General features: G+C 60.1%; 28 protein-coding genes and 1 pseudogene. 22 read left to right on the top strand and 7 right to left on the bottom strand.

What is annotated here, in order from left to right; genetic code table 11:
- Nucleotide 1 precedes the first annotated feature (1 nt).
- Entirely contained in the window at nt 2–1,039 is a 1,038-nt protein-coding gene (gene repB / locus CO667_RS27345) for a plasmid partitioning protein RepB (protein ID WP_064843806.1), read from the bottom strand.
- Nucleotides 1,036–2,259, bottom strand: a complete 1,224-nt coding sequence (gene repA, locus CO667_RS27340; RefSeq protein WP_064843953.1) for a plasmid partitioning protein RepA — start codon at nt 2,257–2,259, stop codon at nt 1,036–1,038. Before repA ends, repB begins: the two co-directional genes overlap by 4 nt.
- Before the next feature lie 375 nt (nt 2,260–2,634).
- On the opposite strand from repA, the gene CO667_RS27335 reads away from it, so the two are divergent.
- The 14 genes from CO667_RS27335 to CO667_RS27270 all read left to right on the top strand — a co-directional run bounded on the left by CO667_RS27335 (nt 2,635) and on the right by CO667_RS27270 (nt 14,480).
- Nucleotides 2,635–3,258 carry an acyl-homoserine-lactone synthase gene (locus tag CO667_RS27335; RefSeq protein WP_141399552.1) on the top strand — a complete coding sequence of 208 codons (624 nt, stop codon included), beginning with the start codon at nt 2,635–2,637 and terminating at the stop codon, nt 3,256–3,258.
- A gap of 10 nt (nt 3,259–3,268) precedes the next feature.
- Entirely contained in the window at nt 3,269–4,246 is a 978-nt protein-coding gene (gene trbB / locus CO667_RS27330; RefSeq protein WP_064843803.1) for a P-type conjugative transfer ATPase TrbB, read from the top strand.
- A complete protein-coding gene (locus CO667_RS27325; protein WP_064843801.1) occupies nt 4,236–4,616 on the top strand; it encodes a TrbC/VirB2 family protein in 381 nt (126 codons plus the stop codon). Before trbB ends, CO667_RS27325 begins: the two co-directional genes overlap by 11 nt.
- Nucleotides 4,609–4,908: a conjugal transfer protein TrbD gene (locus CO667_RS27320; RefSeq protein WP_064843799.1), complete on the top strand. Its 300-nt coding sequence runs from the start codon at nt 4,609–4,611 to the stop codon at nt 4,906–4,908. Before CO667_RS27325 ends, CO667_RS27320 begins: the two co-directional genes overlap by 8 nt.
- 10 nt (nt 4,909–4,918) lie before the next feature.
- The gene (locus tag CO667_RS27315; protein ID WP_096771499.1) at nt 4,919–7,375 is read left to right on the top strand and encodes a conjugal transfer protein TrbE; all 2,457 of its coding nucleotides are present in this window, start codon (nt 4,919–4,921) and stop codon (nt 7,373–7,375) included.
- Nucleotides 7,347–8,150, top strand: a complete 804-nt coding sequence (trbJ, locus tag CO667_RS27310; RefSeq protein ID WP_064843797.1) for a P-type conjugative transfer protein TrbJ — start codon at nt 7,347–7,349, stop codon at nt 8,148–8,150. Before CO667_RS27315 ends, trbJ begins: the two co-directional genes overlap by 29 nt.
- The gene (gene trbK, locus CO667_RS27305) at nt 8,147–8,347 is read left to right on the top strand and encodes an entry exclusion protein TrbK (RefSeq protein ID WP_081284279.1); all 201 of its coding nucleotides are present in this window, start codon (nt 8,147–8,149) and stop codon (nt 8,345–8,347) included. Before trbJ ends, trbK begins: the two co-directional genes overlap by 4 nt.
- Entirely contained in the window at nt 8,341–9,522 is a 1,182-nt protein-coding gene (trbL, locus tag CO667_RS27300; protein WP_088395896.1) for a P-type conjugative transfer protein TrbL, read from the top strand. Before trbK ends, trbL begins: the two co-directional genes overlap by 7 nt.
- A gap of 20 nt (nt 9,523–9,542) precedes the next feature.
- Nucleotides 9,543–10,205: a conjugal transfer protein TrbF gene (locus tag CO667_RS27295; protein ID WP_088395895.1), complete on the top strand. Its 663-nt coding sequence runs from the start codon at nt 9,543–9,545 to the stop codon at nt 10,203–10,205.
- A gap of 17 nt (nt 10,206–10,222) precedes the next feature.
- A complete protein-coding gene (gene trbG / locus CO667_RS27290; RefSeq protein WP_088395894.1) occupies nt 10,223–11,035 on the top strand; it encodes a P-type conjugative transfer protein TrbG in 813 nt (270 codons plus the stop codon).
- Between the two features lie 2 nt (nt 11,036–11,037).
- Nucleotides 11,038–11,478 (top strand): conjugal transfer protein TrbH, encoded by a 441-nt coding sequence (gene trbH / locus CO667_RS27285; RefSeq protein ID WP_088395893.1) that lies wholly within the window; start codon nt 11,038–11,040, stop codon nt 11,476–11,478.
- A gap of 11 nt (nt 11,479–11,489) precedes the next feature.
- The gene (gene trbI / locus CO667_RS27280; RefSeq protein WP_096771500.1) at nt 11,490–12,785 is read left to right on the top strand and encodes an IncP-type conjugal transfer protein TrbI; all 1,296 of its coding nucleotides are present in this window, start codon (nt 11,490–11,492) and stop codon (nt 12,783–12,785) included.
- Nucleotides 12,786–12,955: 170 nt separating this feature from the next.
- Nucleotides 12,956–13,696, top strand: a complete 741-nt coding sequence (locus CO667_RS27275) for a LuxR family transcriptional regulator (protein ID WP_096764645.1) — start codon at nt 12,956–12,958, stop codon at nt 13,694–13,696.
- A 79-nt stretch (nt 13,697–13,775) separates the two neighbouring features.
- Nucleotides 13,776–14,480 (top strand): autoinducer binding domain-containing protein, encoded by a 705-nt coding sequence (locus tag CO667_RS27270; RefSeq protein WP_088395890.1) that lies wholly within the window; start codon nt 13,776–13,778, stop codon nt 14,478–14,480.
- Between the two features lie 3 nt (nt 14,481–14,483).
- Here CO667_RS27270 and CO667_RS27265 read toward each other — a convergent pair whose 3' ends face one another.
- On the bottom strand, nt 14,484–14,804 hold the full coding sequence (locus CO667_RS27265) for a transcriptional repressor TraM (RefSeq protein ID WP_088395889.1): 321 nt from the start codon (nt 14,802–14,804) through the stop codon (nt 14,484–14,486).
- A 228-nt stretch (nt 14,805–15,032) separates the two neighbouring features.
- Here CO667_RS27265 and CO667_RS27260 point away from each other — a divergent pair, with 228 nt between their 5' ends.
- The 3 genes and pseudogenes from CO667_RS27260 to CO667_RS36400 form a co-directional block, all read left to right on the top strand.
- On the top strand, nt 15,033–15,254 hold the full coding sequence (locus tag CO667_RS27260; protein WP_088395888.1) for a helix-turn-helix transcriptional regulator: 222 nt from the start codon (nt 15,033–15,035) through the stop codon (nt 15,252–15,254).
- A 101-nt stretch (nt 15,255–15,355) separates the two neighbouring features.
- Nucleotides 15,356–15,988, top strand: a complete 633-nt coding sequence (locus CO667_RS27255) for a DUF433 domain-containing protein (protein ID WP_088395887.1) — start codon at nt 15,356–15,358, stop codon at nt 15,986–15,988.
- Nucleotides 15,985–16,200 (top strand): annotated as a pseudogene (locus tag CO667_RS36400) (DUF5615 family PIN-like protein); the annotation flags it as partial. The gene CO667_RS27255 and the pseudogene CO667_RS36400, both read left to right, overlap by 4 nt.
- A gap of 179 nt (nt 16,201–16,379) precedes the next feature.
- On the opposite strand, the gene CO667_RS27245 reads toward CO667_RS36400, so the two are convergent.
- The 4 genes from CO667_RS27245 to traA are packed head-to-tail and all read right to left on the bottom strand — an operon-like array spanning nt 16,380 to nt 22,020.
- The gene (locus tag CO667_RS27245) at nt 16,380–16,976 is read right to left on the bottom strand and encodes a TraH family protein (protein ID WP_096771501.1); all 597 of its coding nucleotides are present in this window, start codon (nt 16,974–16,976) and stop codon (nt 16,380–16,382) included.
- A gap of 16 nt (nt 16,977–16,992) precedes the next feature.
- Nucleotides 16,993–18,156 (bottom strand): conjugal transfer protein TraB, encoded by a 1,164-nt coding sequence (locus tag CO667_RS27240; RefSeq protein WP_088395885.1) that lies wholly within the window; start codon nt 18,154–18,156, stop codon nt 16,993–16,995.
- On the bottom strand, nt 18,146–18,712 hold the full coding sequence (gene traF, locus CO667_RS27235) for a conjugative transfer signal peptidase TraF (protein ID WP_088395884.1): 567 nt from the start codon (nt 18,710–18,712) through the stop codon (nt 18,146–18,148). Before traF ends, CO667_RS27240 begins: the two co-directional genes overlap by 11 nt.
- Nucleotides 18,709–22,020, bottom strand: coding sequence for a Ti-type conjugative transfer relaxase TraA (traA, locus tag CO667_RS27230; RefSeq protein WP_096771502.1), 3,312 nt, complete (start codon nt 22,018–22,020; stop codon nt 18,709–18,711). The genes traF and traA overlap by 4 nt, the downstream gene beginning before the upstream one ends.
- A 240-nt stretch (nt 22,021–22,260) precedes the next feature.
- On the opposite strand from traA, the gene traC reads away from it, so the two are divergent.
- The 5 genes from traC to CO667_RS27205 form a co-directional block, all read left to right on the top strand.
- Nucleotides 22,261–22,557 (top strand): conjugal transfer protein TraC, encoded by a 297-nt coding sequence (traC, locus tag CO667_RS27225; protein WP_088395915.1) that lies wholly within the window; start codon nt 22,261–22,263, stop codon nt 22,555–22,557.
- 4 nt (nt 22,558–22,561) lie between these two features.
- The gene (locus CO667_RS27220) at nt 22,562–22,777 is read left to right on the top strand and encodes a type IV conjugative transfer system coupling protein TraD (protein ID WP_040140151.1); all 216 of its coding nucleotides are present in this window, start codon (nt 22,562–22,564) and stop codon (nt 22,775–22,777) included.
- Nucleotides 22,770–24,746, top strand: a complete 1,977-nt coding sequence (gene traG / locus CO667_RS27215; RefSeq protein WP_096771503.1) for a Ti-type conjugative transfer system protein TraG — start codon at nt 22,770–22,772, stop codon at nt 24,744–24,746. The genes CO667_RS27220 and traG overlap by 8 nt, the downstream gene beginning before the upstream one ends.
- 371 nt (nt 24,747–25,117) lie before the next feature.
- Nucleotides 25,118–25,579: a thermonuclease family protein gene (locus CO667_RS27210; protein WP_210259757.1), complete on the top strand. Its 462-nt coding sequence runs from the start codon at nt 25,118–25,120 to the stop codon at nt 25,577–25,579.
- Nucleotides 25,580–25,779: 200 nt separating this feature from the next.
- A partial coding sequence (locus CO667_RS27205; RefSeq protein ID WP_097621335.1) for a WGR domain-containing protein occupies nt 25,780–25,968 on the top strand: 189 nt, incomplete at its 3' end.

Here is a 25,968-nt window from a genome sequence, read left to right as displayed (position 1 = left end):
GTCAGGGTTCCTCGTTTTCTCGCAGGCGGGCAAAGCGCTCAGTCAGCGCTGGGAGCTCCGCCTCAACAAACTTCAAAAATTCAATCCCAAGCGTGCCCTCAGCCGAAATTCGAACCTCTTTCGAGGACATCGACAGGGTGCCGAGCTTCGTTCCGCTTTTGTCTTCAATCGGGATTGGCTCCCGACGACCCGTCGATACCGGCTTGATCGCGTTCAATGCACGCTGAAACCTCTGATCGGAGGTCTCTGCAGCATCGCCTTTTCTATCCAGCGCCGCCCGTAAGGCGTCGAGCGTTCCCGCGTCACCCGCAACCGTCTTGGCAAGATCGAGCCAACGTGGCCGCCCGATCTTTGGAGCCCGCCCAATGGCCTCGATGATATCTGCCGGAACGACCCTGTAGACATTCCGCATCCGAGCCAGTTCTGCGTCTTCGATCGAAAGCGCGGCGTATATGTGCCGAGGCTTGATCCCCGCATCATCCATTCGTGATGCAAATAGCGCGCGCTCGATCCAGGTGAGGTCTTGGCGCGCCGCGTTTTCAATACCTTGTGCGAGAACCAGGTCGAGGTCGGAAATCTCGACTTCGAGCGCGCGAACAGGCCTCTTAAGCTGCATGGCAGCGAGCCAGCGTCGATGCCCGTAGATGATCTGATAGCGACCCGGCGACGAGGGGTGTTTGCGGACTTGGACCGGAACCTTTTGCCCCTCAGTCTCGATCGACCGCTTGAACACCTCGAAGCTCGCCCCGTCATCGTCCGGCAGCCTGTCCGGATAAGGGGAGGGGTCGATGAGTGACGGATCCAACTCGCGAACCGCACCACCGCCCGACTCAACGATAGCCTTCAAGCGATCTCGCTCGGTTCGAATGTCGTCGATCGCTCGATGAGCAGCACCGATCACACCTGCTCCGACACGATTGCCGGGAGCCGGGGCAGGGGTCTGCGACGGCTGCTGTTGATCCGCAGCCTGATCACTCTCCAACTCCGCGGAAAGCAAACCGAAGCTGGCGACAATCGACTTGCGAGGAGATTTACTCATGTCCGCCCCCAGCTGTCATTGACGAGGCGAACAATCGCCTCGTTCACAGCATCTACTGCCTCGCGGGCACGCTTATGAGTATCGCGCCCGATCTGCCCCAATTCGAGCTCGTATACTGAACGTTTCGCCAAGCCGGCTGCCTCAACGGCGGTGCTTTCAATGGCGGTTGGCAATAGTACATCGGAGCCGAACAGGTGCCGAAGCATCGCAACGACTTGCGACTGTGGCGCGTCATTTGTGTCGTGCCGTGTGACCAGATACCGAATGAAGTCCTGGTCCAACTGAGCGCCGCTCTCGTTCAAAACACTAATCAGATCGCCCATCATGAGAAGAAACTGGCTCATTGACGCGACGTCCAGCATGGCCGGGTGGACCGTGATGATCATGCTAGTCGCGGCGTATATCGCGCTCAACGTCAGAAAGCCGAGCGACGGCGGAGTGTCGAGAATCACGATGTCGTAGTCCGCCTCGACTTCCGAAAGGGCGAGTTTCAGTCGCTCAAAGAAGATCGCGCCGGAGCTGGACTTGTTCGCCAATATCCGTGGCGTTTCGTGCTCATACTCCATGACTTCAAGATTGCCAGGAATGAGGTCGATGCCATCGAAATATGTCTTGCGAATTATCTCGCGGATTGGACGACGTTCGGCATCGTCGTAACGCAAAGCGGCATAGATCGTTTCATTCGAGCCGACGTCAACCTCGGGCTGAGCACCGAACAAAGCGGACAAGGATGCCTGCGGGTCTAGGTCGAGCGCGAGGACGCGATACCCATGCAGGGCGAGATAGTGGGCAAGGTGGACGCAGGTTGTCGTTTTCGCGCTGCCGCCCTTGAAGTTGGCTATCGCAAGAACCTGGAGGTGCTCGCCGGCACGACGTCGAGGAAGGAATCGCAAGGCGTCTGCAGGTTTCTGCATCGCGAACAATTCACGCAGTTCATTGATCTGGGCTAGCGTGTAGACGCGATGGTTATTCTCCAGCCTGCTGGGAACCGGACCACGTCCTTCGGTCGACATCAGCTTCAGGGTCGAATCGGGTATAGACGTCAGCTTCGACACTTCATTGGTCAGAAACGGACGCAGAGTCTTTTCTGACTTTGGCGGATACATACGAGTTCTGAGCTGCTGCAATTGCCCGGACAAGAGCCCGGCATGGCGCATGATTTTGCTGCCGGCATCTTCCTTCGAGCCAACAACAGTTTCTACTCGGTTTGCTATCGCCATCTGTCCCTCTTGGCGGCTTTCTACCGGTTTACCGGCCACTGCCCGCCAAAGATAGAACACGATTCTCCGAACCGGTCCAGAAGTTTAGGGTTAACAGAACGTTAACGACTGGGGACAATCTGCATGAAGCTATTCGGGTTTTTGCTTTTTTGCTCCGTAAGTTAGCTCACATCACCGAGTCCTTGATCCCGGATTGTTCTCCTGTGAATCCTACAAATCCGAACAGCATAACAACAAGGAGATTCGGAGGTTCTGTAGCACCACACCCCCCTTGAACCGCGACTCACCTCGCAACGCGCATGTTGAATCCTACAATTGCCCCTCGATTCCAATCTGTGCTGATTTCCGGCCGTCCAACAAACGACGGAGAAAATCATGCAGATTCTCGCGATCTCAACGCCTCGGACGATCCTAGAGGCGCACCTCCTTCACATCCACTATCAGCTACGTGCGCGGGTCTTTTCCGATCGCCTGGGCTGGGAAGTCAACGTGACGGCGGGGTGTGGGTCCGATGATTTTGACGCGCTTCGGCCGACCTACGTTCTCGCCATCGCAGAGACGGGCCAACTGGCGGGGTGCGTGAGGCTCCTTCCCACGCTTGGTCCGACAATGGTAGCCGACGTTTTTCCGTCGCTTCTCCCCGACGGTCGACTCAACGGTCATGCCGCGATGATCGAGAGTTCTCGCTTCTGCGTCGACACGGCTCTCGCGGAGGGGAGGGGGGACGGCTTCGTCCACGAAGCCACGCTGACCATGTTCGCGGGCATCATCGAATGGTGCATGGCGAATGGCTACACCGAGATTGTCACGGTAACCGATATTCGGTTCGAGCGGATCCTCGCTCGCGTCGGATGGCCGCTCAAGCGTTTGGGCGAGCCAAAGAAGATCGGCGTGACGATGGCCGTGGCTGGGGTCCTGCCCGCCAATGCGGCGACGTTCCTCAGCCTCCGCCCTTCCAATTACCGTTCTGAACTCACCCCTCTCAGCCAGGCAGCTTAAGGAGAAATCCGTGAACCAGCTTCGCTCCCACCCGCGGCTTGTCCGCAAACTGCAAGAAGCGCTTGGCGATCAGCTCTGCGTGGCGCTGGACGACGCGAATGTTGTCGAGATCATGCTCAATCCGGACGGAAAGCTGTTCATCGAACGCCTCGGTCACGGCGTTGCGCCCGCCGGCGAGATGTCGTCTGCCGCCGCGGAGATGGTGATCGGGACCGTGGCGCATGCGCTTCAATCCGAAGTGGACACGGAACAGCCGATCATCTCCGGCGAGCTGCCGATCGGCGGCCACCGCTTTGAGGGTCTGTTGCCCCCAATCGTCGCCAAGCCTGCCTTTACCATTCGGCGCCGCGCGTCACGCCTCATTCCGCTCGAAGATTATGTCCGCACCGGCGTCATGAGCGAGTACCAGGCATCGACGATCCGCAGCGCCATTTCCGCGAGGCTTAACATTATCATTTCCGGAGGAACCGGTTCGGGCAAGACGACGCTTGCAAACGCTGTGATCGACGCGATCGTCAAATCTGCGCCGGAGGATCGCCTGGTCATTCTTGAAGACACCGCGGAAATCCAATGCGCGGCCGAAAACGCCGTTCTCCTCCATACCAGCGATACGATCGATATGGCGCGGCTCTTGAAGAGCACCATGCGGCTGCGTCCCGACCGGATCGTCGTTGGCGAAGTCCGCGACGGCGCGGCCCTGACGTTGCTCAAGGCCTGGAACACCGGCCACCCCGGGGGCGTGGCGACCGTTCACTCCAACACTGCCATGTCGGCGCTGCGTCGCCTTGAACAGCTGACGGCCGAAGCAAGCCAGCAGCCGATGCCCGAGGTGATCGGAGAGGCCGTCGACCTGGTTATCTCGATCGAACGGACGCCGCGTGGGCGTCTTGTTCGAGACATCATCCAAGTCGAGCGGTTCATCAACGGACGGTACGAGATCGAATCCGATCAGCTCACCGAAGAACAGGAGGCGCGCCATGTCGCGTAAGCATGCTCTCATCGTTGCCGCGCTCTGGGCGGTGCCAATCGTTCTTGCCTCGGTCGCGCCGGCGCTTGCCAGCTCCGGCGGCAGCCTCCCATGGGAAGGGCCGCTGCAACAGATCCAGGAGTCGATCACAGGTCCGGTCGCGGGTGCGATCGCGCTTGCAGCCGTGGCCATTGCCGGCGGCATGCTCATCTTCGGCGGCGAGCTCAACGATTTCGCGCGGCGACTTGTGTACGTCGTTCTCGTCGCCGGCATCCTGCTCGGCGCCACCAACATCGTCGGCCTGTTCGGTGCGACGGGCGCTTCGATCGGGCTGACGGACGATCAGATCACAATTGTTTCGAACGGAGGAGGGGAGGGCGATCATGGTTGAGTCCCTTTCCGGCCTGCGGCGCAACCGAATCCACCGCGCGCTTTCGCGCCCGAACCTACTGATGGGCGCCGACCGGGAGTTGGTGCTGATCACGGGTCTTGCAGCGGTGATCCTGATCTTCGTCGTCCTCACTGTTTATTCGGCGCTCTTCGGCGTCGCTGTATGGGTCGTGATCGTCGGGCTGCTCAGAATGATGGCGAAGTCCGACCCGCTGACGCGGCAAGTCTATATCAGGCACATTTCCTACAAGCCCTACTACAAGGCGACCACTTCGCCGTGGCGGCGGTATTGAGGAGGCGGCCATGGTAGCTCTCAAACGCTTCCGGGTGACCGGCCCATCCTTTGCCGATCTCGTTCCCTACGCCGGCCTCGTCGACAATGGTGTCCTCCTGTTGAAGGACGGAAGCCTGATGGCCGGCTGGTATTTCGCTGGCCCGGACTCCGAAAGCGCGACCGACCTCGAGCGCAACGAGCTGTCGAGGCAGATCAATGCCGTTCTGTCACGGCTTGGAAGTGGCTGGATGATCCAGGTCGAGGCCATCCGCATTCCGACGGTCGACTATCCCTCGGAAGACCGTTGCCATTTCCCTGACCCGGTGACCCGTGCGATCGATGTCGAGCGCCGGGCGCATTTCGCACGCGAGCAGGGGCATTTCGAGAGCAAGCATGCGCTGATCCTTACCTACCGGCCGCTCGAGTCCAGGAAGACTGCTCTCAGCAAATACATCTACTCGGATGAGGAAAGCCGGAAGAAATCCTACGCGGACACTGTGCTCTTCGTGTTCAAGAACGCGGTGCGAGAGCTTGAGCAGTATTTTGCCAACACACTTTCGATCCGACGAATGGAAACCCGCGAAACGGTCGAAAGGGGAGGGGAGAGGATTGCCCGATATGACGAGCTCCTCCAGTTCGCCCGATTCTGCACCACCGGGGAAAGCCATCCAATCCGGCTTCCCGATGTTCCCATGTATCTCGACTGGATCGCCACCGCAGAGCTCGAACACGGGCTGACGCCAAAAGTCGAAAACCGTTTCCTCGGCGTCGTTGCGATCGATGGTCTGCCGGCCGAAAGCTGGCCGGGCATTCTGAACAGCCTAGACCTGATGCCGCTGACCTACCGATGGTCATCGCGCTTCATCTTTCTCGATGCCGAGGAGGCCCGACAGAAGCTCGAACGCACACGCAAGAAATGGCAACAGAAAGTTCGGCCGTTCTTCGACCAGATATTCCAGACACAAAGTCGATCCGTCGACCAGGACGCCATGACCATGGTGGCCGAGACTGAGGACGCCATCGCGCAGGCCTCATCGCAGCTGGTTGCCTATGGCTATTACACACCGGTCGTCGTGCTGTTCGACAGCGATCGCGAAGCACTCCAGGAGAAGGCCGAAGCGATCCGCCGGCTGATCCAGGCGGAAGGTTTCGGGGCGCGGATCGAAACGCTCAACGCCACTGACGCCTATCTCGGTAGCTTGCCAGGCAACTGGTATTGCAACATCCGTGAGCCGCTGATCAACACCAGCAATCTCGCCGACTTGATTCCGCTGAACTCCGTCTGGTCCGGAAATCCGGTCTCCCCATGCCCCTTTTACCCACCGAATTCCCCGCCCTTGATGCAGGTCGCGAGCGGCTCGACAGCGTTCCGTCTGAACCTGCACGTCGATGATGTCGGCCACACGCTGATCTTCGGGCCGACCGGTTCAGGCAAGTCTACTTTGCTCGCCCTGATCGCGGCACAGTTTCGCCGGTACGAAAATGCGCAGATCTTCGCCTTTGACAAAGGCAGTTCACTTCTGCCCCTGACGCATGCAGCCGGCGGCGATCTCTATGAGATCGGTGGTGACAGTGCGGAGGGAGAAAGGGCGTTGGCCTTTTGCCCCTTGTCCGAACTCAAAAGTGACGCCGACCGGGCGTGGGCGACAGAATGGATCGAGATGCTGGTCGGCCTGCAGGGTGTCACCATCACCCCCGATCATCGTAACGCCATCTCTCGGCAGATCGGCCTGATGGCGAGCGCATCCGGTCGGTCGCTGTCTGATTTCGTCAGCGGCGTGCAGCTGCGCGAGATCAAGGACGCACTGCATCACTACACCGTCGATGGTCCAATGGGCCAGCTTCTCGATGGGGAAGAGGACGGCCTCACGCTCGGCGCCTTCCAGACCTTCGAGACCGAACAACTGATGAACATGGGTGAGCGAAATCTCGTGCCAGTGCTGACCTACCTGTTCCGTCGAATTGAGAAGCGTTTGGATGGGTCCCCCAGTCTGATCGTGCTCGACGAGGCGTGGCTGATGCTCGGCCATCCTGTATTCCGCGACAAGATTCGCGAGTGGCTGAAGGTGCTGCGCAAGGCGAATTGCGCTGTCGTTCTTGCGACCCAATCGATCTCCGATGCCGAACGGTCCGGGATTATCGACGTGCTGAAGGAATCCTGCCCGACCAAGATTTGCCTTCCGAATGGCGCCGCCCGTGAGTCGGGCACGCGAGAATTCTACGAGAGCATCGGCTTCAACGAGCGACAGATCGAGATCGTCGCTACCGCCATGCCGAAGCGCGAATACTACGTCGCCACGCCAGAAGGCCGGCGGCTCTTCGACATGTCGCTTGGGCCAGTCGCCCTGAGCTTCGTCGGCGCGTCGGGCAAAGAGGACCTCAAACGCATCCGCGCGCTGAAATCCGAACATGGCCGCGACTGGCCGATCCACTGGCTTGAAACGAGAGGAGTTCACGATGCCGCATCGCTACTCAAGTACGAATAGATGGCTTGCCCGCTTGGCGGCCGCCGCTCTCGTGATCGGAGCTGCAGGCTCAGTGCAAGCCGGTACAGCCACCGGCGCTGCGACCGAATGGACGCAGCTCGCCAACAATGCGCAGCTCGTGGATCTCATGAAAAGCTCCGGCATCCAGGTCGACAATCAACTGACCCAGATCAGCCAGCTTGCAGAGCAGATCCAGAACCAGCTGAAGATCTACGAGAACATGCTGCAAAACACTGCGCAGCTTCCTCACCATGTCTGGGGTCAGGTCGAAAGCGATCTCAACCAGCTGCGCAGTATCGTCGACCAGGGACAGGGCATCGCCTTTTCGATGGGGAATGCGGACGACGTTCTTCAGCAGCGCTTTCAGAGTTATGCCGATCTCAAGACGAATTTGCCGGACAACGCAACGTTCTCCTCGACCTACCAGTCCTGGTCGAACACCAACCGCGACACAATCGCCAGCTCGCTGAAAGCGGCGAGCCTCACGGCCGACCAGTTCGATAGCGAGGAAGATTCGATGTCGTCGTTGAGGTCGATGTCCGAAACGGCTGACGGGCAGATGAAGGCCTTGCAGGTCGGCCACGAGATCGCCGCCCAGCAAGTCGCGCAAATGCAGAAGCTTCGCGGTCTCGTCTCCCAACAGATGACAATGATGGGAACCTGGCTTCAGACGGAACAGACCGACAAGGACCTGGCGCAGGCGCGGCGGGAAAAGTTCTTCAACGCGGAGGTCAAGAGCGTTCCGGAAGGCCAGAAAATGGAACCGCGATGGTGAGCCGCCCCGTCCTGATTGCCTTGCTGGTGGCTGCCGCCGCTGCATCGTCTGCAGCGACTGTGCTAATCCTCAATTCGCGAAACACAGGAATAACTGCGCTAACCGAGGAGCAGCGCGCCGTCCGGGAAAAATTCTTCGGCTCCGACAAGGAACTGCCGCCGATCAAGGAAGGCCAGGAGATGCGCCCGAGATGGTGAAGGTAACTGTTGCGCGTTCGTTCCTGATTACAGGCCTCTTCTTCCTCGCCTATGCAGTTCCCGCATTTGCGCAGGAGGGACAGGTCCTCACGGAACTGGAAAACCAGGTCTCGTCCGCTGCGAAGGGGTGGGAGACCACCATCATGGAGGCGGCGAAATCCCTATTCTGGATTCTCGCAACGATCGAGATCGGCATTGCCGCCGTCTGGTTGGCGATACAGTCAGCTTCACTGGACAGCTGGTTCGCCGAACTGGTGCGGCGGATCATGTTCATCGGGTTCTTCGCATTCGTTCTGACCCAAGGTCCGACCTTTGCGCGAGCAGTAGTCGACAGCCTTTTCCAGATTGGCGCCGGCGGGGGTTCAGCTTCGCCCGCTGAAGTGTTCGATGCAGGCATCCGCGTCGCCTCCCAAATGTCGCAACAAGCACAGTTCGGGGTGTTCGAAGACAATGCGCTCGCGATTGCCGCCGTTCTCGCCATGGGCATCGTTGTCATCTGCTTCTCGCTGGTTGCGGCTATTTTCGTGTCGGTCATGGTCGAAATGTATGTCGGCTTGCTCGCCGGCATGATCATGCTCGGACTGGGCGGCTCTTCCTTCACGAAAGACTTTGCTGTTCGCTACCTCGTCTATGCCTTCGGCGTCGGCATGAAGCTCATGGCCTTGGTGATGATCGCCAAGATCGGATCGAACGTGCTGCTCGGCCTCGCTCAAGCTCCGACTGCCTCGTCAGATCAGTTCGTCACCACCTTGGCCATCGCCGGTATTTCCGTCGTGGTCTTCATTATCGCCATGTATGTCCCGAACATCATTCAAGGCGTTGTCCAGGGCGCATCGGTTTCCGGAGGAATGGAAGCGATCCGCCACGGCGGGCAGGCGGCCTCTTTCGCCGCGGGCGCTGGCTTCCTCGCTGCCGGCGCTGCCGGCGCGGGCTTTGCGGCCGCTCAAGCCGCACGAGCTGGCGGTTCATCCGTCGCTGGTGCCGCTCTACGGGGGATAGGTGCAGGCTTCGGTTCCGGCGCGCAAGCAGCCGGATCGGCCGCGAAGGAAAAGGCGATCGGTTCGCCCGGCGCCTATGCGGGGTCCATTCTCGGACTGGCCAACGCCAAGCTCGATCAACAGCGCGGCGGTCATAGCGGACCGAAACCTCCTCCCGAACGCAACGACAAACCGTAATCGAGACAAGGGAAGAATAAATGGCAGCGAACCGCGCCCCGGAAAACCCGTATCTTGCCGCCCGCCAGGAATGGAGCGAACGTTATGGCTCCTATGTGAAGGCCGCAGCCGCATGGCGCATTGTCGGTGTCCTCGGCCTGGTCATGGCCGTCATCGGCTTCAGCTACGCGATGTATCTGAGCACGCAAGTGAGGCTCGTGCCTTACATCGTCGAGGTCGACAAGCTCGGAGCCGCAGTCACGGCAGGCTTTCCCGAGCAGATCGAGTATGCCGATGTCCGCGTGGTGCGCGCCACACTCGGCAACTTCGTCACAAGCTTTCGCTCGATCACGCCGGATGCGGTGGTGCAGAAGCAATATATCGACCGCACCTACGCCCTTCTTCGCACCTCCGACCCGTCAACCGAGAAGGTCAACGCCTGGTTTCGAGGCAATTCTCCATTCGAGAAGGCGAAGTCCTCGACCGTTGCCATCGAGGTCAACAACATCGTCGCGCTCTCGAACCAGACCTATCAGATCGACTGGACGGAATACGAGCGGGACCGCAAGGGCAAGGAAACCGGCACACGCCGTTTCCGCGGGATCGCAACGGTGACGCTCACCGCGCCACAGGATGAGGCGACGATTCGCCTCAATCCGATCGGCCTCTACGTCCGGGATTTTGACTGGACGGGACAGCTTTAAGGGCAGGGATTCTTTCAATGAAAAAAACGGGATTGATCGCAGCCGCCGGCTGCATGGCCGGACTCTTGCTTGCGGCGGGCGCGCAGGCGCAAAGCATGACGACGAATGAGGTCAGGGGAACAAATCTTTCCAGAAAGTGGCGTGGCACGCCGGGACTGGTTACGACAGGTCCGGACGGCAAGGTGATCTTTCTGTTCGGCGAGACCCAGCCGTCCGTCGTCTGCTCGCCGCTGCAGGTCTGCGACATCGAACTTCAGGGTGGCGAGATCGTCCGCGACGTCCTCGTCGGCGACACCGTGCGCTGGAAGGTAGAGCCTGCGACGTCGGGAGCGACAGGCGGGCAGGCCATCCACCTGATCGTCAAACCCTCCGAACCTGGGCTCGTTACCTCGATGGTCGTGACGACATCGCGGCGCACCTATCATATCCAGCTCAAGTCCCACCCCAGCCAGTACATGGCGCGCGTTGGGTTCGAATATCCGGAAGACGTGTCGACCAAGCTCGCCGACATCAACGCCCGTCTCGAAACCGGTGGCATTCCGGGCGCCGCGCCGGACAAGCTGAATTTTTCCTATTCGATCAGCGGCAGTGCTTCTTGGAAACCGAAACGGGTCTATTCGGACGGGGTGAAGACCTACATCCAGTTCCCGAAATCGATCTCCGGCGAGGACGCGCCGGTGCTCTTCGTCGTCTCCGGCGGTCAAAATCGCATCGTCAATTATCGGATGAAGAACGACGTGATGACCGTCGACTATGCGATCGACAAGGCGATCCTCGTTTCCGGCGTCGGTTGGCGGCAACAGAAGATCAGGATCCGGAGGGGAGGCTGACCATGCGGAGGCTTCTCGCGTTTTTCATCGCGGTCGCGCTGCTCTCCGGCTGCCAAACGGCGGGCGACGCACTGACCACCAGTTCCACGCCTGTGGCCGTCACCGGACCGGCTGCAAGCGCCATCGCCGGCGACATGGCAAGTCGCCTGGCTGAACAGATCGGCCCGGCCGGTGCTACGAACACGATCAAAATGGAAAAGGATACGTCTGAATTCGCGACCGCCCTTGAGGCGGCCCTGAAAGGGTGGGGCTATACAGTCGCCACCGACGGCAAAACGGCCAAAGACGTCAAGCCGGTCGAACTTGATTATGCAATCGAGGGCTTCGACGGGCAGGTGCTGGTGCGGCTCTCGACGCCTTCCATCGCTCTTGGCCGCGCCTATACGCCGACAGAGGCCGGCGCCACGCCGGCCAGTCCGCTTTCGATCATGCAGCGCAATTGACGGAGACAAACATGGTCCAGTCGCTCCAGCTTGGCACGCCCAGCCAAGCCGACGATCAGAATGGCATGCGCCGGCTCAACCGCCTGCCGATCATCGTCGCCATCATCGTCATCGTGCTATTCATCGGCGTCGTCGTGATTGGTCTATCGCTGCGGGGGCTCTCCTTCAATCGTGGCGACATCGAGGGTGCTTCCAACACACCGGCGACGACTTTCGGGGACCAACTCAAGCGGGGTGTCACGGATGGCATTATCGGTGAACCAGAAAAGCAGGAGGTGTTTCAGCCGACACCCGTCGTGGTGGAAAAAAAGGAGACGCAGGAACCGGTCGTCGAGCGCCGACCTGAGGAGAGACAAGACCGTCGCCAAAGGCTCGAGTCAGAGGAAGAGTGGAAGGCTCGCCTGAAACGGGAGGAGGATGAACAATATATGCGCGAGGCCCAGCGCCAACGGATGGCACGTCTCCAGGCTCGCGCGACGGCGCTCGAATCGCCGTTGCAGGTAGACATCTCCGACGTCGAGAAGGCCGCAAACTCCACCAACGACACCGGCCGTCAGCCGACAAATATCGCAGCAAACAGCGCGTCAGACCTTTATGCCGCCGCCATGAAATCCGGCCTGATGGGACAGAACGTCGATCAGAACGGGCAGACGTCGAAGGAGGACTTTTTCAATCAGGACATCAAGGATCTCGGCTACCTGCCGAACCAGGTCGTGCCGCAGATGTCGCCGTATGAGCTGAAGCGTGGCTCAGTCATTCCCGCCACCTTGATCACCGGCCTCAACTCCGACCTGCCGGGGCGCATCAGCGCGCAGGTCAGCCAGAACGTCTATGACAGCGCCACCGGCTATCGGCTCCTGATCCCGCAGGGTGCCAAGCTCTTTGGCCGTTACGATTCCAAAGTCTCGTTCGGCCAGGAGCGTGTCCTCGTGGTCTGGACCGACCTGATCTTTCCTAATGGATCGACCCTGCAGATCGGCGGCATGGCCGGCACGGACGCCGAGGGATATGGCGGCTTCAAGGACAAGGTCGATCGGCATCTCTGGCGCACCTGGAGCTCGGCAGCACTCGTCGCGTTGATCGGAACTGGGATCGACATGTCGATGCCGGAGAGTTCGACGATTGCGACGCAGGACACGGCGTCCGATGCGGCTAGGCGGAATTTCGCGGAAAGCTTCGGGCGCGTCGCGGAGCAGACGATCTCGAAGAACCTCAATGTCCAGCCGACGATCCAAATCCGCCCGGGCTACAAATTCAACGTGCTCGTCGATCAGGATATTATTTTTCCGCAAGCTTATCGACGGTAGCAACTGTGATGAATTCTCTTATCACTGCACATGCTCCAAAAATACTCGCGACGATAGCGGCTTCCACAGTATATGGGCTTTTTCCGCCCTTAGGGGTTGCATTTAGCGACTGGCTCGGCGATTCTGGGGTCACTAACCCGCAAACGATAATGACTGTTACGGAAAGAAGCATGCAGGAAAACGAGCATTCGCCAACCTATCCCAACGCTTTCAGCGCGATGAAAAATGCGGCGACAGTGGCGTCCGCTTTGGATGAATTCCAATCGCACTATCCCATTGATTTCGTCACATTCCATCTTGCGAGGACAATCGTCGATAGCGTTGACGCGCCATTTGTACGAACCACCTATCCCGATAGCTGGGTTTCGCGCTATCTGCTTAACGACTACATAAACGTCGATCCAATCATTCGAGAGGGTTTTTCTCGACAGCTGCCTTTCGATTGGCGCGAGATTGATATTGCCGAGACCGCGCAGGAGTTCATGGTCGATGCCGAGCTGCACGGAATCGGGAGCAACGGGGTCTCTATCCCGATTGTTGACAAATCGCGTCGTTCGCTCCTTTCGATCAACTCCCAGAAGAGCGATGATGAGTGGGCGTTCATCGAGCGCCAATTTTTACCGGAGTGGCTTGAGCTCGGATTCCTTCTGCACCGCAAAGCAGTGTTCGAACTCCACGGAGAGAATGATCCCGTGCCTGCGCTAGGATCACGGGAAATCGAGTGCCTTCATTGGGCCTCGCGCGGTAAAGATAGCAAGGACATTGGCAAGATTCTGGGATTATCCGAGCATACGACGCGCGGCTACCTGAAATCGGCACGCTATAAGCTGGGTTGCCCCACATTGTCGGCCGCCATAGCCCATGCAGTACACCTGAACCTCATCACTCCTCATCTGGGTACCCCAACCTAGGGGTATCAGTCCGGGGGATTTATCTCCGCGCATTCCCGCTGCATGTTCGGACAGCCCGACGAACAGAGGGAGAGTGGGATTGAACGACGCGTTGAGGAATTTGATCGATACGATAGAGGCGTCGCAAGATGAGGTAGCGATCAAAACAGCGTTGCGTAACTACGGCAATGCATTCGGGCTTGAGCGATATGCTTATGTCGACGCGTCAGGCACCGAAATTCGCACCTTCAACAACTATCCAAAAGAATGGCAAGAAACATATTTAGCCAATCATTATTCACGCATCGATCCAGTCGTAACTGAAGCCAGGCGCCGACGCGAGGCCTTTGTCTGGACCGCAGATGATTGGCCGGCTCGAGGCATGTCCCAACTTCGAAAGTTCCGAGATCAGGCGTTCGATCACGGGATCCGTCGCGGCGTCACAATCGGGCTGAACGGCAGTTTCGGTTCACACATGATGCTGACGTTTGCAACATCGGAGGCACGAACAGATTTCCATGAATTGCAGCAAACACTTCCAGCTTTGCAGGCTTTGATGGTCATTCACTACCAATTGAGGTTCATCGCTGCGAAGATGCGCCTCGCCCCAAAGCAAACGCTGTCACCGCGTGAAGTGATGTGCCTTATGTGGGCGACGAAGGGAAAGACCGCACCCGAGACGGCGGTGCTCACCGGCATCAATGCTAGAACCGTGCAACACTATCTCGACAAGGCGCGTGAAAAGTTTGACGCCCAGTCCGTGCCGCAGCTCGTCGCAATTGCCAAGGATCGCGGCTTGGTCTGACGTTTATCCGTCACTCTCAAGTGGCACGTCCGGAACGTAGCCGAGCGCGTCCAGGATTTTCGAGAGTTCCTCTTGCTGGTTCTCGGACTTCTTCTGGCGCGCGATGTGTTCGTTTTGAAGGGCTTGAAGCACCGAACCGGAGATCGACGGGTCGTCACTGGCGAGAACCCACTCGTCATATACGGCTTGATCGGCTGCGAGGAGCCGACGGTGTTCGCGGATCGCCGAAACAGCCAGCGTCTCCAAATCCGATTTTCGCGCTGAACTGTAACGAAGTTGTCTTCCATTTTTGTCGTCTGCGCCGGATGAGCTGGCGTCCTTCATCCCCGTCTCCTCAAATTGCATACTGTGACGTCAAGACCCGAGGCCGCATACGCTCGCGATTAAATACCAGATCGTCACAGGATGGGAGGGAGTTCGTATTTTGAGCGGCTCAGCACTCGCGCGAAACTAACTTTCTGACGCTGCTGCATCATCTTGATTCGTCAACGGAATGTCTTTGTAGAGAATACTCCGTGGTGAAATACTCTACAAGCCGATGCTCTCTCGATCATGGAGATTCGAGAGGTATTTGCACGAAATCTGAAAGCCGCGCGGCTGGCCAAAGGCCTATCGCAAGAAGAGCTTGCTTTTCGAGCAGATATCGATCGCACTTACATCAGCTCCCTCGAGCGCAGCGTCTACAATGCGAGCATCGATGTGGTGGACCGCTTAGCAGCGATTTTGGAAGTAGAAGCATCTGATCTGCTGAAGCGGCCGCCGGAGAAGAAGTGACCCCTCCTTACTGGTCTGACGGGTCCCTGGTATCGAGAAGCTCCGTCAATCTTTACGGGCGATGTCAGCTGCATTATATATTCTCCACAAGGAGAATGATTATGACCGACACCTCACACGCCTACACGCCCGCCGAGGCCGCGGCTGTCAGCGAGATCGCTGTGAAGTCAGTGCACAATGCGATCGACAAGCGGATCATCGCGACGCATCTCATTGGCAGCCGGGGTCGAGCGCTCACCGATGAGGATCTGCTTCGGTTGAAGCTCTGGTACGGCGTCGGATCGATCTTGTCTGCCGAGCGCCGCAAGCGCTTATTCGATACGATCGACCAGAACCCGCATGCCGAAACTGTTAGGGCAGACGACTATCTCATTATCGACGTTGCGCGGGCACGAGAACAATTGGCCGCGCGGGCCGAGGCGCTTCGAGAGGCCGAACGAATGATTGAAAGCGTGAAAGGGGTCGTGGGCGGCGAGCCGGTGTTCAAGCGAACCCGTGTTCCCGTGCGAACGATTGCCGCGATGAAGACCCAGGGCGCAAGTACCGCGGAAATCGTCGAGGGTTATCCTGCGGTCACCGAGCGTATGGTGGACCTTGCCGAGATCTGGGCTGCGGCCCATCCCGGCAGGGGCCGGCCGCGGAAGCTTTCGGAACAGGGCCTGACGGTGAAATCCGTGAAGCGTCTGCGATTTCGAAACGACAGCGCTCCCAAACCCTCCGGCTCGACCTCGTGAAGTTCCTTATCGATGAATGCCTCCACACATCGCTTGTGGCCGTAGCGCAAGCGCATGGCCACGATTGTTTTCATGTGAACTGGCTGGGACTGAGCGGCGAAACCGACTGGGATCTGATGCCTCGGATCATCGAGGAGGATTTCACGTTCGTGACGAACAACGCCCGCGACTTCCGGAAGCTGTACGCGAAAGAGGAATTGCATGCGGGCCTGGTGATCATTGTCCCGCAGGTGCTTCCCGCGCAGCAACGAGAATTGTTTGCCCCTCATACTGCAGGATTTGGCGGGAGAGCAGGCTATGGTCAACGAAGTCATCGAAGTGACCCTCGATGGCGAGGACGCTGTTCTCACGCGCTATTCGCTTCCGGAGGCTTAGCGGCCTTCATTTGGCATCATTTGCCCCCAATCCTCGACAGGTCAATCCGCATCTCCGCTGATCCGACGCTTTCGGCATCTGTATCCGCAGGCGGCAGGTCGACGGTGGCCTTGTCCTGGTGTGCAGGCAACACGTTGTCGATCGTGACGCTTTTCCCAGGATCTTCCGCCTGAAAAACGCTCACCCCCTCGAACTCTCCGGTCTTCCAGGCATAGACCGCATCGTCGAAGATCTGCGGGAAGACATCGTCGTTCTTCGGATTGCCGTACCACTTGGCGACAATCCGCAAGACCTTGGCAAACATAGCCGTTCCCTTGCGGAGGTTTTCGCAAGGATCGACGAGATCGGGCTTCAGATCAGCCGCGTCCTTCACACCGACGCCAGCCGGAAACTGCGTCAGGCCGACACGCACCACCGCCTGGCCGACATACTGCCGGACGATCGCCATCGCCTCATCCTGCGTTGTCGCCTTCGGAACGAGGATCAATCGGCCACCTGATTTGACGGTGACGGCGAGCGGACCATTTGCGCCCGCCGCGGTCACGAACTGCTCGACGATTGCGGGCTTCAAAGAGGGGTCGGCGCATTGTTGGATGAGAGCGGCGTCGAGCATCAGGTCTCCATGGCATTCAGGTGTTGAAGGAGAAAACGACGGGTTTGTCGAACAGACGCGCCCAAGCGTTTGTGCTGGCGCGCTGGATAGCCACGATGGACGTCCCCTTGGTCCACCAACCGTTGCCGACGGCAATGACGACGTCCGGATCGTGGAGCATGGATTGGAGAAGGGGCCAGACGATCAGTTGCTCGTAGCAGATCAGGGGTGCGGCCCGCCTGTAGGCAATTGTCGCGACCGGGTTCGCGAAGAAATGCGCTCGCGCTCCGCCGCTCTGACCGAGGAGGGGCCGCCAAGGCTGCCACATCGAACCTGGCACCGGCATGCGCTCGCGATAAAGGAGGCGAGCCCCGTCGCTGGAGATGGCGATCAGAACATTGTCGTATCCGCCTGCATCTACGACAGCGGCGCCGGCGATAACGGTGGCGTCAGTTGCCTGCAAAGCTCGCACCCATAGCCGCTCGACGGTCGGCGTCCAGAAGCCAAGAGCGCTTTCGGGAAGAACAATCGAGCGGGCGCCGCCCGATGCCCGATCCGTGACCGTGGCAATCAGATCACGGTAACGCTGCAAGCTAGTGTCGCGCCCCAACGACGCTCCCATTTCGAGATCGACCCCCTGCCAACCTTGGGGTAGCGTCGATTCGTCCCAGGTTGCGGCGGACCCGATCCAAAAGCCTGCCAGGACGATCGCGACAGCTCGCCACATGCGGGTTACGAGGCCCATGAGGCCGGCTGTCACGGCAACCAGCCCCCACCATCCCCATCCTGGAAACAGCACGCCCGCGGCCGTGATCGGATGAGCCCAGCCGGTGATGCCGAATGGCGGAATGGCCATCAGAGCCGCTGCCAGGAAATAGTGACACGGACGAGCACCCGTCTCCTTCGTCCAGAGGACGGTGTACACGATGACGAAGCCGGTGGACGCACAGAGCCAGAGCAATAATCCAGGCCAGAGGTCAGACGAATAGAAGGTGGCTACGCCCTGCGGCAGACCGCGTGACGCAGCGAGAAAATAGCCGGCCGAGACAAACGCGGCCGTCAGCCTCGTTCGCGCAAGCGCCCAGAGAACCGGAAACGCGAGCGCGACCGGGAGAAGGAGGACATGTCCACTCCATCCCACCGTCCCGGCGACGATTGAAACGGCCATCAATGCGGTTGGCTGGAGGTGCTCACGGCGCATAGGTGAGCACCGGTTGCGCCAGACCGAGGATTCCGGAGGCGGGCAGGGGGCCGAAATAGCGGGAGTCATAGGAGCTCCTGAACGGTGAATGGAGAAAGACGCTTTCGTCGGGCACGACGCCGCCGGGAAATGGCTTCATCGACCGGCCATTGCCGTCCCGCTCTGCCAGATCGGAAAATGGGATTGGATGCCCATCGATTGTCACTCGGGCGCCGATTTGAACATGCTGCCCGGGGACTGCGACGACGGTCTTGATGAGCGGCGCTACGCCGCCCGGGCAGGTGCCGGAGCGGAGATAACCACGCTCTCTCGCCGCCATCATCACCGCAGTTTGCGGAGGGCAAATGAAGACAAGGTCTCCGGCAGCGGCCGGGCGATCGAGCGCCACGATCCGCCAGAGGCCGAGGGGTTCGCTCGGTGTCAGGTTGATGCGGAAACCGCCGACGATTGCGGCAGCAACACCGCTGCCAACGATGGATGCCGCCAAGGCCAAGAGCACGACTGCATGCGCCCTTTGAGCGCGTCGCGTCCCAAACGCAAACACGGATGTCTTCATTTGAGCGAGAGCCCCTGGCTCTTCGTCTGACGCAGGGTCTCCGCTTGCTTCAGCGCCTCGGTCGTGCGCTCATGAGCGGCGAGTTGCTGCACCGTCCGCATCGAATTCCACGCCGATTGCACCTCCGTCTTCTGTCCGGCCGTCATTCCCGAAGTGACGGCACTGAAGGTCTGTCCATTGGGTTCCTTCGCGGCAAGCGACAGGAAGGTTCGCTCGCCGAACCGCTCCGATACCGCCTTGGCGAAACCCTCCAGTTCCGCCTTCACCATTTTGTCGGCGAGCGCGTATTCGAGACCGGCGGGCAGGTCGTTCCGGTCGATCGCATCGCGAACGCGTTCCAATGTTTGTTTTGCGTTTGGCGACAGTGCGGGAATATCGATCGAGACCTTCAGCCGGACGGCACGTTCTTCGACCTCGAACTTGCGTTCCGCCTCCGCCCGCTGGCGCAGATAGCGCTCCAAATTTCGGGCCAGCGCCGGCGCATTGGTCCCAGCCTTCTCGCGCTCCTGTCTGTCGGAGCGGCTGGCGAGGATCCCGGTCTTGCCCTTCAGCGCGCCGAAGCTTTCGGGCTCCGACCCAAGCTTGGCCAACGTGGATTTCTGGGCGGTCTCGTCCTTCAGCATTGCATCGACATTGACTGCCTTGAACGCGCTTTCCGGCTGGGCGTAAACGAGGTGGAAGCGGGTCGAGACCTCCTCCCATTGCTTCTTCAATCCTGGATCGGCGGCGATCTTGTCCTCGATCGCCTGGTCGACCGATTTGGCGAAGGTTGTGATGCCCGAGACCATCGGCTTTGCCTCCTTGGTGTTGTTTTGGGTTGGGGACTGCGCGGCGCCGCGGATGAGGCCGAGCTTGCCGGCGACGGCGGCAAGGCGAGCGCCGAGATTGGCAAGTTTTTGCTTTTGGCTGACGACCCATTCCAGCCGGTCGCGAACCAGGGTTCGGGCGACGTTGACCAGATGCAGACCGCGTGCTTCGGCAAAACGAAGCGCCTCGCGGTAGAAGTCACTTTTCTCGTAATCGAGAGTCGTTTCCTTCGCGTTCCTTCGCGACAAGATCGGGATCAACCCACCGTTCTTCGCGAAGGATCTACGGCCGTAGTAGACGGTCAGGTCCTCACGATGACGGGTCATGGCGACATAGGTGAGATGGCGATCGAGCGAAAGGGAAGCGAGCACCTTGACCTGGTCGACCGTCGCGCCCTGGCTCTTGTGGATGGTCGTGGCATAGCCGTGATCGAGGTTGTTGTAGAAGCGCTGTTCGACCAGCACCTGGCGAGCATTCTCCCTCTCGCCGATCCGCGCGGTGATGCGTCCTGGTCCCGTCTCGACGACCTTGGCCAGCATGCCGTTCTTGACGCCGAGCGATCCCTCGTTCTTCAGGAAAACGATCTGATCGCCGACGGCGAAGTTGCGTCCGCCATCGGCGGTCTTGAACATGGTTCCCTGGTCGAGAACCCCGCGTTCGATAAGCTTGATGCGCGCCATTTGGTTGAGCATGCGCACGTCGCGGCGCAGATGAGCGAGGATAAGCGACGTCTTTGCCGGATCGTAATCGCGGTCCCAGGCAGCGATCAGGTTGTCGACTGCGTCGGCTTTCAGGTCCGATCCTATTATCTTGCCATTGGCACGGTAGGCGTCGACCGCCCGGCCGACCTTACCGCGCGCGAGATCGAGCGAGGCATAGCGCATCCATTGCTGGCGCTGGCGATAGATCGTTTCGAGTTCGGCATAGCCGATGCGATCGGCGATGGCGCGGAAGGCAGCCCCAGCCTCGATCGGTTGAAGCTGTTCGGGATCGCCGACGAGAACGAGCTTGGCACCGGCTTTCGTCACCGCTTCGACGAACAGCGCCATCTGCCTAGATGACACCATGCCGGCCTCGTCGAGAACGAACACCGTCTTGCCATCGAGCTGGTCACGGCCCTGGTTCCAGCGAAGGTCCCACGATGCAAGGGTCCGAGAGATGATGCCCGCTTCCTTCTCCAGGCCCTCGGCCGCCTTGCCGGCAAGTGCTGCGCCGACGACCCGATAACCGGCCGCTTCCCATGCCTCCCGCGCCGCCTTCATCATCGTCGTCTTGCCGGCGCCGGCGCGGCCGATCACGGCGGCGATCCGCTCAGGTCCCGCCACATGTTCGATCGCGGTCCTCTGCTCGTCAGATAGACGTTCATGACGCTCGAATGTCGCTGCCAGCACTGCGTCGCGAACGCCATGCGAAGAGCGCTGAGACAGCCAGATGGCGCGATTGGCCATCTCGGCTTCGAGCCGGATCATGTCGCGCGTCGTGTACTTGGCGGGCACTCGGATACCGGTGGCAAGGTCGATCCGCTCGCGCTCGATGCGGAAGGTTTCGGGGTGCAGAATGATCCGTACCATAAGGCTTTGGAACAGATCCGCGTCGTCGACGTAGCGGTGGAGGTTCTTAGCCACGTCGCGCTCGTCGAAGACGCTCTTCTCACGCGTGATCAGGTCGAGCACGAGCTTCGGATTATGGTCGATTCGTCTCGCGTTCTCGGCCCTGCGAGCCTCCTGCAGTTCGAGGCGTTCGAGCTCGACCGGGTCGGACGCACCATCTGATTTTCGCTCGATCGCCTTCGTGCCGACGCCGAGATGGATAGTCGGCTCGAGTTCAATCCCTTGCTTCTCGAAGGAGCGGCCATCGACGTAAATGTCGAGGCCGGCGAGCGCCAGGTGCCTGTTCTGGCAGGCAAACCAGCCGTCGCGAAACGCGTTGAAATCGTCGATGCTTCCGGCCCAAAGCTCATAGACGATTTTGCCGGCGTCGTTGCGGATCGGATTGCCGTCCGGTCCTGTTACCGGGACCTTCTTGGCTCCAAAACCGTCCGCGGTCAGCGGCCGCAAGGTCGTCATGAGATGAACATGCGGATTGCCGGGCGCATCATGGTAGACCCAGTCGGCCACCATGCCCTTCGCCGTGATGTACTGCTCGACGAAATCCCGCACCAGCGCGATGTTCTGCTTGGGCGTCAGCTCGACCGGCAAGGCGATCGTCACATCCTTGGCGAGCTGCGCGTCGGAGCGCTTCTCGAAATCTTCGACCTTGTTCCAGAAAGCCTCGGAAGCGCCGGACACCGAACGATCGGCAATCATCGAGCGCAGCCATTGCGGCGCGTCGGCGGGAATGACGAACTCCTCATGGAGCAATCCCTGCTTGCGGGTGTAATCGATCGTGCGGGCCTCGCGCTCGAACTCCATCTTGGCGCAATGCCGGTAGGCCGCTGACAGCACGGCGCTGCGGCCTGAGCCGCGGGCGACGACGCTGACGGAGAAATGGGGGACGGCCACGGCGGAACTCTTTCAACAGGTTCTGTCCAAGAGCGGCAGGCCCGCTAGGGGCCTCAAGCAAGGACGTCGCACCAGCGACGTATAATTGCGCCCTTCGGATCCGCTCCTTCGGAACGGCCGGGATCATTCACGAAAGCATCGCCCTTGGCGATTGTAGGATTCACAGTAGTGCGTTCCGCACTCACCTCCGGGACATTGGGTACGAAAGACAAGCTTTCTCACCCAAGGGAGTTAGACGGAATGAAGAAGCCATCCTCGAAAATCCGCGACGAAATCGCCAAGCTCCAGGAGCAGCTCAAGGCCGCCGAGACCCGTGAGGCAGAGCGCATCGGCCGGATCGCCCTCAAGGCTGGACTTGGCGACATCGAGATCGACGAGGCGGAGCTGCAGGGCGCCTTCGAGGATCTGGCCAAACGGTTTCGCGGAGGAAAGGCCGCGACGACCGGAGGGAAGAGGGGAGCTGACGTCGGCGAAAGCAGCGCACCGTCCACGCAGAACCCGTCTGTCGCGCCTGCGGGCGGGACTGCTGAGGCTTGAGCGGATGGCGCGCACGACAATATCCGACGCCCGCAAGAAGGACACGCGGGAGAAGATCGAGCTTGGCGGTCTGATCGTCAAAGCCGGTCTTCGCTACGAGAAGCGGGCGCTTCTGCTGGGCGCGCTGATCGATTTGAGCGAGCGGCTCAAAACCAATGTACAGGAACGATCGCGGCTTCTGGCAATCGGTGCGGAGGCCTTTGGGAAAGCCGATGAGTAGGATCATGCTCTTCATCGCCCCCGTCGCGCTCATGATTCTCGTCGCCGCTGGTTTGACCGGGATCGAGCACTGGCTGTCCGGGCTCGGAAAAACGGAAGCCGCACGGCAGACGCTTGGTCGGGCCGGGATCGCGCTGCCTTATGTCAGTGCAGGGCTCGTCGGCATCGTCTTCCTGTTTGCCAGCGCCGGCGCGATCAGGATCAAGACGGCTGGATGGGGCGTCGTCGCCGGCGGTGCGGCGACGATCCTGATCGCCGCAATTCGCGAAACGATGAGGTTGTCTGCGCTCACCGATAAGGTTCCGGCCGGTATGTCCATTTTCTCCTATGTCGATCCGGCGACGCTGATCGGAGCGGCGGCGGCGGCGATTGCCGCATGCTTTGCTCTGCGTGTCGCGTTGGCCGGCAATGCGGCATTCGCCAGCGCCGAGCCGAAGCGCGTCCGCGGCAAGCGGGCGCTGCATGGCGAGGCCGAGTGGATGAAGCTGCCGGAAGCGGCAAACCTGTTTTCGGATACCGGCGGAATCGTGATCGGTGAGCGATACCGTGTCGACAAGGACAGCACCGCAGCGCGCTCGTTTCGTGCCGACGAGCCGGAAACATGGGGCGCCGGCGGCAAATCACCGCTGCTCTGCTTCGACGGCTCGTTCGGTTCGTCGCACGGTATCGTGTTCGCCGGTTCGGGCGGTTTCAAAACAACATCGGTGACGATCCCGACCGCTCTGAAATGGGGCGGCTCGCTGATCGTTCTCGATCCATCGAACGAGGTGGCGCCGATGGTCTCAGCCCACCGGACGAGCGCGAACCGGGATCTGTTTGTCCTCGACCCGAAGAACCCGGCAACAGGCTTCAATGCCCTGGACTGGATCGGCAAGTTCGGCGGGACGAAGGAAGAGGATATCGCCTCCGTCGCCTCATGGATCATGAGCGACAGTGGCGGCGCGCGCGGCGTGCGCGATGATTTCTTCCGAGCCTCGGCATTGCAATTGTTGACGGCGATGATCGCCGATGTTTGTCTCTCCGGTCACACGGAGAAGGAAAACCAAACGCTGCGCCAGGTTCGCGCCAATCTCTCTGAGCCCGAACCGAAGTTGCGGCAACGTCTGCAGGAGATCTACGACAATTCGGACTCGGATTTCGTCAAGGAGAACGTCGCGGCCTTCGTCAATATGACACCCGAAACCTTCTCTGGCGTCTATGCCAACGCGATCAAGGAAACCCACTGGCTGTCGTATTCGAACTATGCCGCGCTGGTTTCGGGTAGGACGTTTTCCACGGGCGATCTCGCCGATGGGAACACCGACGTCTTTATCAACATCGATCTGAAAACACTGGAGACGCATGCCGGCCTCGCGCGCGTCATTATCGGCTCGTTCCTCAACGGGATATATAACCGTAATGGGACTATGCCCGGCAGAGCGCTCTTCCTCCTCGATGAGGTGGCGCGGCTCGGATACATGCGGATCCTGGAAACGGCGCGCGATGCCGGCCGAAAGTACGGCATCACGCTCACCATGATCTACCAGTCGATCGGCCAGATGCGCGAAACCTATGGCGGGCGCGACGCCGCCAGCAAGTGGTTCGAGAGCGCGAGCTGGATCAGTTTTGCGGCGATCAACGATCCGGAAACGGCGGATTACATCTCGCGCCGTTGCGGCACGACGACGGTCGAGATCGACCAGGTCAGCCGCAGTTTCCAGGCGAAGGGATCCTCGCGCACGCGATCGAAGCAGCTGGCCGCGCGACCGTTGATCCAGCCGCACGAGGTGCTTCGCATGCGCGCCGATGAGCAGATCGTCTTTACCGCGGGCAATGCGCCGCTCAGATGTGGCCGCGCGATCTGGTTTCGGCGCGACGACATGAAGGCTTGCGTTGGGACGAACAGGTTTCACAGGCTCAGAGGCACGCCGGAAGCCTCTCGGATCGAGCCGGCGCGCAGTGCAACGAGCAAGGCCGATCCAGAACAATGAAGAGTATCGGAGAAATCAGCATAGCGGCCGCACGAAAGGGCGGGATTTCGGGAATTCTCGTCGTGCGAGGAGCGGGAAACAGCGCAGCCGCAGGAGCCTCAACATAGTGGCCCGGAGGGGAGGCGGGACCGACTGCGCCCCGCTCCCGCACACCATATTGCCGGCCCGACTGCAGGTCGAGGCCGTGCGTCTCCGTAAACGCAGATGAAACCGGGGTCGATATAGGATGAGGCAAACAGGAAGGGAGCGGGCAGGTGGCGAAATCGAATGTGGTTCCGTTCAGAAGGCCGCGGAAATCCGGCGGCAAGAACGATCGCCGTAGCCCGCAGAGAAAATCCCGAACGGGATGGAAGGGTCCACGCATATCGCTGATGGCAGTCATCTCAGCTATTGTCATTGCTGCGGCAGGCTGGCTTGCCTTTGGCGGCGCCGGCAGCCTCCCCGGACTGCCGGCCGTGGCCAAGACACCGGCAGCGGACTCATCGTCGGCCGCGTTTTCAATCTGCGGCGACGGCCGTCATGTGAATTGTGTCGTCGACGGCGACACGTTCTGGTTCCAGGGCCAGAAAATCCGCATTGCCGATATCGACACGCCGGAACTCAGCCCGCCGCGCTGCGAGGCGGAACGGATCAAAGGCGAGGCGGCGAAGGCACGCCTGCTGGCGCTGCTGAATGGAGGCAACTTCTCACTGACGGCCGGCTGGCGCGACGAAGACAAGTATGGCCGCAAGCTCCGGACCGTAACGCGATCGGGACACTCGATCGGCGACACACTTATCGATGAGGGTCTCGCCAGACGCTGGGACGGCGCAAGACATGGATGGTGCGGCTGAGTGCCGCGAGAGGATCGTCGCCCATGGGGCGGAGACCGTGTGCGGGCTCCGTGAGCGCCGCGACTAGAGCCGTGCGCCGCAGGCGTCTCGCCCAAACACAATGCGAGTTTTCGCCTATCATCACCGATATGAATCGATCAACGCCGACCGATTCATAACTGTCGTTGGACGCGATTCCGGGGATCGGCGATTCTGGTCTCATGATCGCACAGCCCTATCACCTCTATGTCGAACGCACCGATGTAGCGAAGAACATGGCGCGCTACTATGCCATGTCGATCGAACCGAACCTCTTCGGCGATGTTTGCCTGCTCAGGAAATGGGGGCGCATTGGCGCAAAGGGTCAGACGATGATCCATCATTTCGGACGGGAAGAAGAAGCCGTGCGG

It is taken from the genome of Rhizobium sp. L43 (assembly GCF_002531725.1).
Lineage (GTDB): Bacteria > Pseudomonadota > Alphaproteobacteria > Rhizobiales > Rhizobiaceae > Rhizobium.
Note: the sequence above shows the minus strand (reverse complement) of the source record. Positions and strands in the feature narration are given on the sequence as shown.

Bases quoted from the DNA above. Each gene is read 5' to 3' on its own strand.
- repA (WP_064843953.1), bottom strand. From the start codon at position 2,259: ATGGCGATAGCAAACCGAGTAGAAACTGTTGTTGGCTCGAAGGAAGAT.
- CO667_RS27315 (WP_096771499.1), top strand. From the start codon at position 4,919: ATGGTAGCTCTCAAACGCTTCCGGGTGACCGGCCCATCCTTTGCCGAT.
- trbG (WP_088395894.1), top strand. From the start codon at position 10,223: ATGAAAAAAACGGGATTGATCGCAGCCGCCGGCTGCATGGCCGGACTC.
- CO667_RS27245 (WP_096771501.1), bottom strand. From the start codon at position 16,976: ATGCTCGACGCCGCTCTCATCCAACAATGCGCCGACCCCTCTTTGAAG.
- trbH (WP_088395893.1), top strand. From the start codon at position 11,038: ATGCGGAGGCTTCTCGCGTTTTTCATCGCGGTCGCGCTGCTCTCCGGC.
- trbL (WP_088395896.1), top strand. From the start codon at position 8,341: ATGGTGAAGGTAACTGTTGCGCGTTCGTTCCTGATTACAGGCCTCTTC.
- CO667_RS27260 (WP_088395888.1), top strand. From the start codon at position 15,033: ATGGAGATTCGAGAGGTATTTGCACGAAATCTGAAAGCCGCGCGGCTG.
- CO667_RS27320 (WP_064843799.1), top strand. From the start codon at position 4,609: ATGGTTGAGTCCCTTTCCGGCCTGCGGCGCAACCGAATCCACCGCGCG.
- CO667_RS27210 (WP_210259757.1), top strand. From the start codon at position 25,118: ATGGCAGTCATCTCAGCTATTGTCATTGCTGCGGCAGGCTGGCTTGCC.
- CO667_RS27335 (WP_141399552.1), top strand. From the start codon at position 2,635: ATGCAGATTCTCGCGATCTCAACGCCTCGGACGATCCTAGAGGCGCAC.
- CO667_RS27295 (WP_088395895.1), top strand. From the start codon at position 9,543: ATGGCAGCGAACCGCGCCCCGGAAAACCCGTATCTTGCCGCCCGCCAG.
- trbI (WP_096771500.1), top strand. From the start codon at position 11,490: ATGGTCCAGTCGCTCCAGCTTGGCACGCCCAGCCAAGCCGACGATCAG.
- CO667_RS27220 (WP_040140151.1), top strand. From the start codon at position 22,562: ATGGCGCGCACGACAATATCCGACGCCCGCAAGAAGGACACGCGGGAG.
- trbJ (WP_064843797.1), top strand. From the start codon at position 7,347: ATGCCGCATCGCTACTCAAGTACGAATAGATGGCTTGCCCGCTTGGCG.
- CO667_RS27240 (WP_088395885.1), bottom strand. From the start codon at position 18,156: ATGCGCCGTGAGCACCTCCAGCCAACCGCATTGATGGCCGTTTCAATC.
- CO667_RS27275 (WP_096764645.1), top strand. From the start codon at position 12,956: ATGCAGGAAAACGAGCATTCGCCAACCTATCCCAACGCTTTCAGCGCG.
- traG (WP_096771503.1), top strand. From the start codon at position 22,770: ATGAGTAGGATCATGCTCTTCATCGCCCCCGTCGCGCTCATGATTCTC.
- CO667_RS27265 (WP_088395889.1), bottom strand. From the start codon at position 14,804: ATGAAGGACGCCAGCTCATCCGGCGCAGACGACAAAAATGGAAGACAA.
- CO667_RS27255 (WP_088395887.1), top strand. From the start codon at position 15,356: ATGACCGACACCTCACACGCCTACACGCCCGCCGAGGCCGCGGCTGTC.
- repB (WP_064843806.1), bottom strand. From the start codon at position 1,039: ATGAGTAAATCTCCTCGCAAGTCGATTGTCGCCAGCTTCGGTTTGCTT.
- traC (WP_088395915.1), top strand. From the start codon at position 22,261: ATGAAGAAGCCATCCTCGAAAATCCGCGACGAAATCGCCAAGCTCCAG.
- traF (WP_088395884.1), bottom strand. From the start codon at position 18,712: ATGAAGACATCCGTGTTTGCGTTTGGGACGCGACGCGCTCAAAGGGCG.
- CO667_RS27325 (WP_064843801.1), top strand. From the start codon at position 4,236: ATGTCGCGTAAGCATGCTCTCATCGTTGCCGCGCTCTGGGCGGTGCCA.